The 11,312-nt window shown below is 69.2% G+C and carries 12 protein-coding genes and 1 pseudogene; 7 read left to right on the top strand and 6 right to left on the bottom strand.

Going from position 1 to position 11,312, the window contains the following annotated elements:
• Positions 1-167 precede the first annotated feature (167 nt).
• The 3 genes from SGFS_RS12075 to SGFS_RS12065 are packed head-to-tail and all read left to right on the top strand — an operon-like array spanning position 168 to position 2,740.
• Positions 168-377, top strand: a complete 210-nt coding sequence (locus SGFS_RS12075) for an MbtH family protein (protein ID WP_152173466.1) — start codon at positions 168-170, stop codon at positions 375-377.
• A 32-nt stretch (positions 378-409) separates the two neighbouring features.
• Positions 410-1,411, top strand: coding sequence for a TauD/TfdA family dioxygenase (locus tag SGFS_RS12070; RefSeq protein ID WP_286249845.1), 1,002 nt, complete (start codon positions 410-412; stop codon positions 1,409-1,411).
• Positions 1,412-1,471: 60 nt separating this feature from the next.
• Positions 1,472-2,740, top strand: coding sequence for a diaminobutyrate--2-oxoglutarate transaminase (locus SGFS_RS12065; RefSeq protein WP_286249843.1), 1,269 nt, complete (start codon positions 1,472-1,474; stop codon positions 2,738-2,740).
• A gap of 119 nt (positions 2,741-2,859) precedes the next feature.
• Here the strand turns inward: SGFS_RS12065 and SGFS_RS12060 are convergent.
• From SGFS_RS12060 to SGFS_RS12045, 3 genes and pseudogenes are all read right to left on the bottom strand, one after another.
• Positions 2,860-2,985, bottom strand: a pseudogene (locus SGFS_RS12060) (IS110 family transposase); the annotation flags it as partial.
• Between the two features lie 390 nt (positions 2,986-3,375).
• Complete coding sequence (locus SGFS_RS12050) at positions 3,376-4,368, bottom strand: aldo/keto reductase (protein ID WP_286249842.1); 993 nt, start codon at positions 4,366-4,368, stop codon at positions 3,376-3,378.
• A 592-nt stretch (positions 4,369-4,960) separates the two neighbouring features.
• On the bottom strand, positions 4,961-5,539 hold the full coding sequence (locus SGFS_RS12045) for a hypothetical protein (RefSeq protein ID WP_286249841.1): 579 nt from the start codon (positions 5,537-5,539) through the stop codon (positions 4,961-4,963).
• Positions 5,540-5,697: 158 nt separating this feature from the next.
• Here SGFS_RS12045 and SGFS_RS12040 point away from each other — a divergent pair, with 158 nt between their 5' ends.
• Together SGFS_RS12040 and SGFS_RS12035 are read left to right on the top strand one after the other, a co-directional pair.
• Entirely contained in the window at positions 5,698-5,892 is a 195-nt protein-coding gene (locus SGFS_RS12040; RefSeq protein ID WP_286249840.1) for a hypothetical protein, read from the top strand.
• Between the two features lie 353 nt (positions 5,893-6,245).
• Entirely contained in the window at positions 6,246-6,449 is a 204-nt protein-coding gene (locus tag SGFS_RS12035) for a hypothetical protein (protein WP_286249839.1), read from the top strand.
• 95 nt (positions 6,450-6,544) lie between these two features.
• Here the strand turns inward: SGFS_RS12035 and SGFS_RS12030 are convergent, their stop codons facing one another.
• The gene (locus SGFS_RS12030; RefSeq protein ID WP_286259894.1) at positions 6,545-6,883 is read right to left on the bottom strand and encodes a DUF1269 domain-containing protein; all 339 of its coding nucleotides are present in this window, start codon (positions 6,881-6,883) and stop codon (positions 6,545-6,547) included.
• A 723-nt stretch (positions 6,884-7,606) separates the two neighbouring features.
• Here SGFS_RS12030 and SGFS_RS12025 point away from each other — a divergent pair.
• Together SGFS_RS12025 and SGFS_RS12015 are read left to right on the top strand one after the other, a co-directional pair.
• On the top strand, positions 7,607-8,095 hold the full coding sequence (locus tag SGFS_RS12025; RefSeq protein ID WP_286249838.1) for a GNAT family N-acetyltransferase: 489 nt from the start codon (positions 7,607-7,609) through the stop codon (positions 8,093-8,095).
• Positions 8,096-8,590: 495 nt separating this feature from the next.
• A complete protein-coding gene (locus SGFS_RS12015; protein ID WP_286249837.1) occupies positions 8,591-8,893 on the top strand; it encodes a hypothetical protein in 303 nt (100 codons plus the stop codon).
• Between the two features lie 8 nt (positions 8,894-8,901).
• Here the strand turns inward: SGFS_RS12015 and SGFS_RS12010 are convergent, their stop codons facing one another.
• Together SGFS_RS12010 and SGFS_RS12005 are read right to left on the bottom strand one after the other, a co-directional pair.
• Entirely contained in the window at positions 8,902-10,140 is a 1,239-nt protein-coding gene (locus SGFS_RS12010; protein ID WP_286249836.1) for a hypothetical protein, read from the bottom strand.
• Positions 10,137-11,099 carry a hypothetical protein gene (locus tag SGFS_RS12005; RefSeq protein ID WP_286249835.1) on the bottom strand — a complete coding sequence of 321 codons (963 nt, stop codon included), beginning with the start codon at positions 11,097-11,099 and terminating at the stop codon, positions 10,137-10,139. The genes SGFS_RS12010 and SGFS_RS12005 overlap by 4 nt, the downstream gene beginning before the upstream one ends.
• Positions 11,100-11,312 lie beyond the last annotated feature (213 nt).

Here is an 11,312-nt window from a genome sequence, read left to right as displayed (position 1 = left end):
TCCTCCGAGCACCCCTCCGGCCACTCGCACCGACCGCCGGTGGACGGCTCGCGCGAGTCCCTGATGACCGGCCACACCGCCCGGACCACCGGCCGGAACCGTGGCCCAAATTCCCCACACCGGGAGGCGCAGCGCCTCCCGGCTCCCGAAAGGAACACCGATCCGTCATGACCAACCCCTTCGAGAACCCCGACGGCACCTACCGGGTCCTGGCCAACGACGAAGGCCAGCACTCGCTGTGGCCCGACTTCACCGCCGTGCCCGCCGGCTGGACCACCGTCTTCGGCCCGGACAGCCGCACCGCCTGCCTGGAGTACGTCGAGCGCGAGTGGACCGACCTGCGCCCCAAGAGCCTCGTCCGGGCCATGGGCGAGTGACGCGGACGCAGCGGACGAAAGGGAACACGCACGTGAGCAGCGTCGACATGACGCAGGCACCGTACGCCCCGGCGAGCGCCGACGGCACGGTGCGGTACGACGCCCGCACACTGGCCCGGCTCGGACATGTGGCGGCGGAACTGCTGGACCAGGCGGGCGACCGGGTCGACGACCCGGCATGGGTGGCCCTCGCCCGGCACGCCTGGGAGGACGTCCCCGCCGAAATACGGCGCACCGTCAGGGAGTTCCGCAGGCATTCCGGCCCCGACGGCGCCCTCGTCCTCAGGAGGCTCCCCATCGGTGCCGCGCACCTGCCGCCCACCCCCATGGTGAAGGGCTCGGTCCAGCACGGCCCGTCCCTGCCCGCGGCGACGCTGCTGCTGTTCGCGGCCGGGCTCGGTGACCCGGCCGCGTTCGCGGCGGAGAAGTCCGGCGCCCTCGTCCAGGACGTCGTGCCGGTGCCCGGCCAGGAGACCGTCCAGGGCAACGTCGGCTCGGTCGAACTCACCTTCCACACCGAGAACGCCTTCCACCCCCACCGCCCCGACTACGTCATGCTGCTGTGCCTGCGCCGCGACCACGAGGGCACGGCCGAACTGCGCACCAGCTGCGCCCGACGCGTCCTGCCGCTGTTGACACCCGGCACCAGGGATGCGCTCGGCAGGCCCGAGTACATCACCGAGGCACCGCCGTCCTTCGGCCCGGCCGGCGAGGGCACCGCGCACGCCGTGCTCACCGGCGACCCGGACGACCCCGACTGGTGCCTCGACGAGGCGGCCACCAAGGCGGTGACCCCCGAGGGCCGGGCCGCCCTCGCCGAACTGGCCGAGATGGCGCACCGCACGTACACCGGGGTGCTGCTGCGCCCTGGCGACCTCGCCGTCGTCGACAACCGGACAACCCTGCACGGCCGTTCGGCGTTCACGCCGCGCTACGACGGCCTCGACCGCTGGCTCCAGCGGACCTTCGCCTTCAGCGACCTGCGCCGTTCCCGCGACCACCGTCCCGGTGACGGAACGGTGCTGGTCAAGTGACCCCTCAAGTGACGTCGGTCCGCGACGCGTTACGAGAATCGATGAAAGGTACGTGCTGACATGACCGAGACCGACCGGACGCCTCTCGCGGTGTTCGAACGTCACGAGTCGAACGTACGCAGCTACTGCCGCGGCTTCCCGGTGGTCTTCGAACGAGCCGCCGGACACCATCTGTGGGACACCTCGGGGCGCCGCTATGTGGACCTGCTGTGCGGGGCCGGCTCGCTCAACTACGGCCACAATCCGCCCGAGATCGTCGAACGGGTGACGGCCTACCTCGCGGCCGGCGGCCCGGTGCAGTCGCTGGACCTGCACACCACGGCCAAGGCCGACTTCCTGGAGCGGTTCACCAGCCTCGTCCTTCAGCCGCGCGGCCTCGGCGACCACGTCGTCCAGTTCCCCGGACCGGCCGGAACGCTCGCCGTCGAGGCCGCCCTGAAGCTGGCCCGAAAGGTCACCGGCCGCACCGAGGTGATCGCCTTCACCGGAGGCTTCCACGGCGCGTCCCTCGGCGCCCTCGCCGCCACGACCTCCCCCCTGCTGCGCGGCGCGGCGGGCGTACCTCTGACCGACGTCACGATCCTCCCGTACGGCGACGCGGCCGAGCCCGATCCGTTCGCCTCCCTGGAACACGCCCTCGGCCCGGGCGCGGCGACGGCCCCGCCCGCCGCGGTCCTGCTGGAGACGGTCCAGGGCGAGGGCGGACTGCACACCGCTCCCCGCGCGTGGCTGGCCCGGATCCGTGAACTCGCCGACGCCACCGGCACGTTGGTCATCGTGGACGACATCCAGGCGGGCTGCGGACGCACCGGTACCTTCTTCAGCTTCGAGGACGCCCCCGAACTCCGGCCCGACCTGGTCTGCCTGTCGAAGTCCCTCAGCGGAATGGGGCTTCCGATGGCGGCGCTGTTGATCCGGCGCGAGATCGACCGTTGGGCCCCCGGCGAGCACAACGGCACGTTCCGTGGCCACAACCTCGCCTTCGTGGCAGGCTCCGCGGCACTGGACCACTGGACCGACCCGCACTTCACCGACCACACCGCCGAACTGACCGCCGCGATCCGCACCAGCCTCGCGAGCATCACCGACGCCCTCCCGGTGGGTGCCGCCGAAGTCGTCGGCAAGGGAGCGATGAGCGGACTGAGATTCCCCGCCCCCGGGACGGCCGAGCGGATACGGGAGGCGTTGTTCCGCGCCGGCATCGTCGCCGAGACCTCGGGGTCGGGGCATGTACTGAAGCTCCTGCCACCCCTGACGATCTCCCTCACCGAGTGGAAGGAAGTGGCGGACACCTTGGGCGACACCGTCCAGGTACTCGCTACGGCGTAGTCGCCCGACGCCCTGGGGACGAGCCGAGCCGAGCGGCCGCGGCCGTCCCCAGGGCCGGGGGTGCGTTCGGCGCAGAGCCGTGGAGACCGGCGCTCACCCGGGGGCCCCTATGACTTCGGTCAAGCGGTGATCGGGGTTGGTGGTTCGTAGAGGGTGCCGTCGTGGAGCATCGCGAAGAGCACGTCGGCTCGGCGTCGTACGAGGCAGAGGATGGCCTGGGTGCGCTTGCCCCGGGTGATCTTCTTGATCTTCCGAAAGGCATCCTGGTCCAGCCGGTAACAGGCATCCGTCCGAGATCAGGCCGTATGCCGCGGTCCTCGGCGAGTTCACCAGCCGTACCTGGACCGTGGCCGACGTCGTGCTGGTGCGCAGCAACCTGCCGACGTCCGGGGTGGCGGGCGAGCAGCCCCCTACGAGGCGGTCGCCCGCCGGCCGCTCGGAGGGGCCGGTCAGGCTCGGTCCTGTGAACCCCAAAACCGGAACCGGATCATGGCCGGTGCGCTTGTGCTGATGTTCGTCCTGGTCGCGGTGGCGGCGCCGCTCGGACAGTAGCCGTGACAGCCGCGCCGTAGGCCGAGCGCCGCCCCCGTCCCGACGACGGTGGCGGCGACTGCGAACGAATGCGGCTGCGACCGCTACCAGGCGAAGGCCTCCGGAGACGGTCCCGGTCCCGGGAAGATCTCGTCCAGCCCGGCCAGCAGCTCCTCGCTCAGATCCAACTCGGTGGCGCGCAGGGCGGATCCGAGCTGCTCCGCCGTACGCGGACCGACGATCGGGCCGGTCACGCCGGGACGGGTGAGCAGCCAGGCCAGGGCGGCCTCGCCGGGCTCCAGACCGTGCTTGTCGAGCAGGTCCTCGTACGCCTGGATCTTCGCGTGTACGTCAGGGCCGGACATGGCGCCCGCGGCTCGCCCCTCGCTGCGCCGACCGCCCTCGACCTCCTTCTTCAGCACGCCGCCGAGCGCACCGCCGTGCAGCGGCGACCACGGGATGACGCCGAGGCCGTACTCCTGCGCGGCAGGGATGACCTCCATCTCGGCGCGGCGCTCGTAGAGGTTGTAGAGGCACTGCTCGCTGACGAGGCCGATGGTGTTGCCGCGCCGGGCGGCGATCTCATTGGCCTGGGCGATCTTGTAGCCCGGGAAGTTGGAGGAACCGGTGTAGAGGATCTTCCCCTGCTGCACCAGTACGTCGATGGCCTGCCAGATCTCCTCGAACGGGGTGTCCCGGTCGATGTGGTGGAACTGGTAGACGTCGATGTGGTCGGTCTGCAGCCGCTTGAGCGACGCGTCCACGGCGCGCCGGATGTTCACCGCCGACAGCTTCTCGTGGTTGGGCCACGCCTCGCCGTCCGCGCCCATGTTGCCGTACATCTTGGTGGCGAGGACGACCTTGTCGCGCCGCTCGCCGCCCTTCGCGAACCAGTTGCCGATGATGCTTTCGGTACGGCCCTTGTTCTCGCCCCAGCCGTACACGTTCGCCGTGTCGAAGAAGTTGATGCCCGCGTCCAGTGCCGCGTCCATGATCGCGTGGCTGTCGGCCTCGTCGGTCAGAGGACCGAAGTTCATGGTGCCGAGGACGAGTCGGCTGACCTTGAGTCCCGTGCGTCCGAGCTGCGTGTACTTCATGGACTGCACGCTAGGGCCTGTGTGATGTTGTGATCAACCGGTTGCCTTCAGCAGGTCGTTGATCCAGATCGTGGAGGCGCGGAGGTGGAGGCCGGCGAGGTGGCTTTCGGGCGTCTTGTCGTATCGAGTCGCGATGCCCCGCCATGCTTTCAGCTTGTTGATCAGGCGCTCGACGGTGTTCCTCGAACTGCGGGCTGTCGGCGGCCTGTCCTGCGGTCAGGAGGAACGACAACGGACGGCACTTGCGGTCTTGCAGCAAGATGAACCTTGGACGCCGCGCAGGTGACCGCCACCGTCGTGCGTGCCTTCGGGCAGGGCCGCGGACTGGTTCTCACGTCACTGGGCCGGCGTCGGCCGGGCGACTGCTTCCGCGGCCTCCCGTTCTTCGGCCGGTGGGCCGCCTTCGCCCCGTCGTTCAAGGGCAGTGACGCCCTCTGGGAGACCCTAGGAGTTCCGGAGGCCGGTGTATGGAGGACGCGGTCCGGGTTGTCAGGGACGTAGCCCGCGAGGCGAGGGAGGAGCGGGACGTGCGGGCGCCGCTCGACGCCGAAGCCGAGACGCCGGGTGTCCGGCGCGGGGCCGGCGCTGTCAGTCACGGGCCGCGGTGTGTGGGGGAGGGCTCACCGACAGCGGCGCGCACCCAATCGTGAGCACTGCCGGGGTCGAGGATGGCGAGAAACTCTGTGAGCGGGCCATCCCAGCTCTCGTCCGCACGTGTCGCCGCCGCAGCGGCGACCATCTGCCGCGTGTCCGTGTCCCTGCAGCGAATCAGCGTGACGGCGGCATCGGGGCCGGCTTCCGCAAGGATCCTGTGGGCTTGCTGAGCGTCGGATCCGACGTGACCTTTGCGCACTCCAGCGGCGTGGGCCCCGACCCTTGCCCCTTTCAGTGTGGCGAACAGACCCATGAATCCGGCCATCCATGCGAGGGAGACGCGGAACAGGGCGTTCATGAAACCGTTGGCCGTCAGTACGCGGGACTGGGTCACCCTCAGCGAGCCGTCGGCGTTTCCTCTGATCACCACAGCGGTCGTGCCGCCCGTGCGGGCCTTCCGGCGGAAGCCTCGTCCGAGCGACACCAGCATGCGTTCGGCGCGATGGCGATTGTCGAAGCTGGCGATGACTACCGAATCCTGCCCGGATTGCGCGACCGAGGTGGTCTCCGGCGTCATGGGGAGCGTCCTTTGCAGCCGAGGGACCGAGATCAAGACCTGGCTGAGGGCACAGCCACGCCTGCCCGATGGGCTTAATATCCCATATTTAGCTACTCAGAAGCCCTTCGCTCTATCGATCATGATGAGCGCGGGTTCGAGTGTGGTGGCTCGGCCGGGTGCTTCTCGCGCTGATCGACACATCCACGGCGCTGAGGGAGCTCGGTGTGGTCGTGACCATCAAGGCGGTTGAGGGGAACTTCCTGCAATCGTTCAGGTCAGCTGACCCGGGTGCCGCCGTGGCTGCCAGAGCCATCGTCAGCTACGTCACCCGGGTGCCGCGTCCTGCTGGTACGGCCGGCCAGCTTGGCTGACGCTGGACGGGAAAGTGCCGGCGAGGTGGGAGAGGCCATGGAACGCCAGAGCAACCGATGTGCTGTTGTTGGGATGGCCGTCATGCTCGGCTGGGCCGGTCTGACCGGCTGCTCGTCGGACGACGAGTCTTCGACCTCCCCGCTTCCTCGGCAGCTTCCGTGGTGAAGTCGGGTGCGTCCGAGCTTGCCTCTGCGGCCAGCAGCGCGGCAGCGTCCGCGGTGGCTTCTACGGCCGCTTCCGCGGAGGCGGCCGCCTCGTCCGCGCTGGATGAGGTGAAGGGCGGCCTGGACCCAAGTCGGACGTCACCCTCGGCAGCGTCGCGACGGGCTCCGACGGCAAGGCAGAGGTCCCGGTGACCATCGCCAACCACGACTCGAAGTCAAGGAGCTACATCGTCGTGGTCAATTTCAAGGACCAGTCGGGCAACCTGGCCGACGTGGCCGTCCTCGACGTCTCCCAGGTCGCCGCAGGCAAGACCTCCAAAGCCACAGCTCGGAGCAACCGGGACCTGACCGGCACGGTGACCACCGAGGTCCGCGACGCATTGCGGTACTGACGCCACACGGCCGAGGCCGAGAACGGAAAGGGTCTCGATGGACCTTGGTGGCATGGTGGCGCGGTCCCCACCCGTGAAGCGGATGCGGCGGGAGGTCAGCGGACCTCGGTGGCGGCCTGCTGGACGGCCCTGTCGACGTCCTTGATGTCCGCCCGGGACATGCCGCGCCAAAGGTGCCCGCTCACGCCACCGACGGCAGCACCGACGGCAGCCTTACCGATAACCGCCGGAGGGAACAGCAGGCCGACGACCGCACCGGCAGCGGCGCCGCCCCACGCCCCGTGCCGGGTGGCCGTCTCGTCCTTGTTGACGTGGACCTTGCCGGCCTCGTCCTTGGTGACGACCGATGCGTCGTAGGCACCGACCGCACAGACCGCATGAAGGTCCTTGAGGACGTCGTAGTCGGCTCGCGCGTCAGGTCCGCTCGGGTAGATGCCGATGTAGATGAAGACGTTTTCGCGAATCCGCCCATATCACCATGCTGCGCGCCTCATGGATCATTGGCATGCGCACCAGCCGCGTCGGGCGGTGACGCAGGCGGGCCCGCGACGCGTGTCGGTGCCGCCCTCGGGGTCCGGCCTCGCACCACACTGATCCTTGATCGGCCGTCGCGGTGCCCGAGGCTCCGATGCCCCGTGCAAGAGGCAGGTGCGAGGTGAGCGGGTCCGCGCAGCGCGCTTCCTCTGCTCCGTGGCCAATGGCTGTGCGTTGCGACAGGAAGCGTGGGATGTCATGAGTGGTGGCAGCGCCTGGACCGGAGCGGCGGTCGCGGCCGTCACCGATCTGGCCCGCTTCGTCGAGCGGCCCGAATCGCTGCGCTGACCAACTGACTGTGGCGCTACGAGTCGTCAGTGGCGAGCGCTGTGCTCAGCCGGGACGTGACCTGTGCCGTTGCGGCCCTCGTGGCACCATGTTGTCCGCCCCCATGAGGCCCCCGCTATAGGGGCGTGACACGGCGAGGCTCCTCAGAAACCGTTCCGACGGGGACCTCCGCGCGGAGCCGTGAGACGCCGAAGCCGCACCGAAGCGCTCCGGCGCGGCTTCGGCGTGAGATCGGTTGCGCTCTCACGAATGGTTCCCAGGAGCGGTGCAGGAACGCCTGCCCGAGCAGCCGACCCGCCGCAGGAAGGCACTCTCCGGTGCGAAATACTCTCCCGATGAGTTCACGCACTTCCCCGATCAGCCAGTCGATCACCATACGGAGGGCAGTCGCGAAGGATGCCAAACGGCTCACGCGGCTCGTGCGTGGCTCAGGTGCCTACGAGGGTAAGTACGCAGCCGCAGTCGAGGGCTACCGGGTCGGTCCTGATTACATCGAGGCCCACCGCGCCTTTGTGGCCGTCGGCGCTGACGAGCATGGAGGCCGGGTCCTCGGGTTCTACTCGCTCGTCCTCGCGCCACCGGAGCTCGACCTGCTGTTCGTTGCCGACGAAGCGCAAGGACGGGGTATTGGACGGCTGCTCGTGGCGCACATGCAGTCCGAGGCCCGTGCCGCCGGGCTCGACCGTCTCAAGGTCGTGTCGCATCTTCCCGCCGAGGACTTCTACCACCGCGTTGGTGCGGTGCGGACCGGGACCGCGTTTGCGAACCCGCCCGCCGTGCCGTGGGACCGTCCCGAATTCGAGTTTCGCATTCCTTCGGAATGACGCGGTGTGCCGGTTGGCAGGGCACCGGTTTCGCCAGCATGGTGGCTGGCATGCAGGAGCCGCTGGACGCCGCGCGCTCCGTGTGTGCCGTCGCCTCTGCCCTGGCGGGGTGATCGTGCCGGTGCGGGCCAGACCGCTGAACGCGCTGAGGTCGCGCGGCGGTGAGAGGCGGTCGTCGAGCAGGCTCCCGAGGAAGAGGTTGTAGTGGATGCCGGCCACGGTCGCCGTCGCACCCTCCACCACCGCGCTCCACTCGTGGAGCTGCCTCCTCTCTTCGGTACCGGCACTGCTGCGGTGACGGAACAGGTCGGTCGAGACCGCCTTGCGCCACATCGCGTGGACATCGGTGCCCTCGGGGCCGTCGTCAAAGAGAGCTCCAGTGAGCCTGGCGCTGTCGAGATCCGGGTGAGAGCCGATCACGGGATGGGTGTTGATCATCATGTCCGGACCAACGATCCGACCTGCGAGCGTGTGGGGTGCTGCATCCACGCATCGATGACCGGCATCAGATTCCCTGCCAACTCTTGCGCACCCACGCTCGCGCCCCTGTGCGCGGTCGACATCGTCGAGGGCGGACGCGTGGCGCGCGTGGCCACCGCGGCCCCCAGTCATGCCCAACGAGACCTGCTCGCCTCTCACATCCCGGTCTACGACGCCGCCGTTGGCCGCGTCCTGGCCTGCGGCACGAGCGAGGGCGCCCGCGGCACACCCACCGGGCCAGGCCCCTGGCGCGACCTCGCCCGTTACCGACTAGGACAGGCTTGCCATCGGCCGACCGGAACGCACTTCCAGACATGAATGCGCGTTCACGCAGGAGAGATCAGCGTGCTGTGGTGGAAGCCAAGACGCGGGTCGTGTCTCCAAGGGAGGCCGTCGACATACTGCTGCAGTTGCGGCATGCGCACCCGCTGCCGGACAGTGTTGGCCGGATAGTCGTAGACGGTGACGGTATTGAGTCCCCGGTTGGCGGTGAACAGCAGACTCTGGTCGGCGGAGAGCTGACAGGCGTACACCGAATCGAGCAGCGTTCCGCGCGAGACCCGCAGCGCTGCGAGGAAGTGCCTGCTGCTCGCGGCCGGCGAGCCGCGGGTGAAGGCGTCGGTCACCTGGTGCATTGCCTGCCGGCCGGCGAGCAGCTGCTCGGGCAGGCCGGGGCGCTCGTCGATGATCCGGTGGGTGGAGAAATCGTCCAGGTCGATCATGACGATGGTGCCGCTGCCGCCGTTGCAGTAGATCAGTTCGCGATCGGAGACGCAGACGTCCGAGTTGATGTGCGCCGGGGTCTCACGCGGGGCCGTCCAGTGGCGCAGGACCTGTCCGTGTTCGGCGTCGATCTCGAAGACGTACTCCTTGAGGTAGGCCATGGCCCACTCGTGCCAGTCGTGTCCTTCCTGGGGGAGGACACGGAAGGAGAGGGCGTAGAAGCGGTCTTCGCGGGGATGAACGGCCACATGCCAGCAGGTGGCCGGTAAGTCGACGCGGCGGGCTGTGCCCGTGCGCAGGTCGAAGATGCCGACCTCGCGGGCCTCGCCTCTACCGGGGTGGTCCATGCCGCCGTAGACGAGGTATCGGCCGGAGGCCGTGGTCTTCATGGCGTGGGGCAGCTTCAGGCCGTGCGGGCCCAGGCGCTCGGGACGGCCGAGCTGGTCGATGTCGAACCGCCACAGGTGCTCGCCGATCGCACCGACGATCTCCTGGTTTCCCAGCCAGGCGATGTGCGTGGTGCCTTTGATGGACGAGTCGGTGGGCTCGATCCGCAGGGTGGACAGGCGGTCGGTCTCGGCGAGGGCCGTGGTGTCGTAGAAGAGCAGGTGTTGGCCGGTGTTGCCGAGGAACCCGAGCGAGCGGTCCGGGCTGACGCTGACGGCATGACCGCCGGCGATGCCGTCGTAGTACTCGATCTTGTACGCGTACCGGCCGGTGGCGGGGTCGTAGCGGAAGACGCAGACGCCTGCCCGGCCTTCCAGGCCGTTGAGGCCGTTGCCGTCGAGGGCGATGTGGAAGGCGTACGGGTACTCGTGCGGCAGGGTGGTGAGCGGGGTCAACGGGGCTGCCTCTCGGGCCTGAAGTGACGGAAGCCGGAACTGTCGGTGTACTCGGGCCGTGTCGGCCTCCACGGGGCCAACCCGGCCAACGGGTTCAACGGCTCGGCCACGCGGGCGACGGCGTCCCGGAGCGAGAAGTCGGCGCCGGCCGTCTCCGCGACCGGACCCGTGCTGCCCTGCCCGTGTGCCGCGATGGTATTCAGGGTGGTGTGGAAGGACCTGCGGTAGGCGTCCTCCACCAGAGCGCGCCGGACCGCGGGCCACAGCGTGGGGGCGATCGCCCGCCACAACGGTGGGAGGGCGAACTGCTGATAGGCGCAGATGGTTACTCTGGTGCCGCCCGCGGTCCGGGCGAAGGACACCGAGCCGTCGTCCTGAAGCACGGAGGCGTTCTCGCTGTGGACCTGCCGCCAGCGCAGCAGTTGCTCGTCCGGGCCGTAGTCGATGGTCTCCAGCTTGCAGACGTCCAGTACGTCGGCGCCGCACAGCGCGAGGTAGGCAGGCTGGGCCCGGTTGATGCTCCGCTCGAGCTGCCGAATCGGCCTTCCGGCCTCATCGCGGGCCTGGACATCCGTGCAGCCCGCCAGATGGCCGCTGGTCAGACCGATGACCTTGCTGATGTCGAGGCGTGTGGTGAACTCGTCGAACGGCGTCGGCACTTGCCTCTCGCAGCGGAACAGGACGGCTTCGTCCAGGTAGCGCCACCGCATCCCGTCGGCACTCGGCGGGACGGACGCGATCAGCCGGTCCAGCGGTTCCAGATGGCGGGCCACGGCCTCGAACTCCGCAGGCTCGAACGCCAGTGCATCGACGCCGAGCGGTGTCGGCGCGGTGCGGGTCGGGGCGTCATTCGGTCGGCTACGAAGGGCGGACGCCAGCTCTGTCGCCAATTCCGCTGTCTGGTCGACGACCGTCAGTAGCCTTCGCAGCGCCACTCCGGCCAGGGGGATGTCGGGCATGGTTCCGCACTACCCGGTGCCACAACCTCCCATACCGGACACGCCCGCAACGTGCGCGACGGGGCGACCGGCCCGGACCCGATCGATCAGGAGTCGTTGGCCGCGCACCTCAGTCGGGTATTGGGATGGGACCTCTACCACGAGACTCTGGCCTGTGCCGTCGCCGACCACCTGGCCATCGAGACCGGTGAGCGTGTGGTGTGTCGGTGCGAA

The organism is Streptomyces graminofaciens (assembly GCF_030294945.1).
Lineage (GTDB): Bacteria > Actinomycetota > Actinomycetes > Streptomycetales > Streptomycetaceae > Streptomyces > Streptomyces graminofaciens.
Note: the sequence above shows the minus strand (reverse complement) of the source record. Positions and strands in the feature narration are given on the sequence as shown.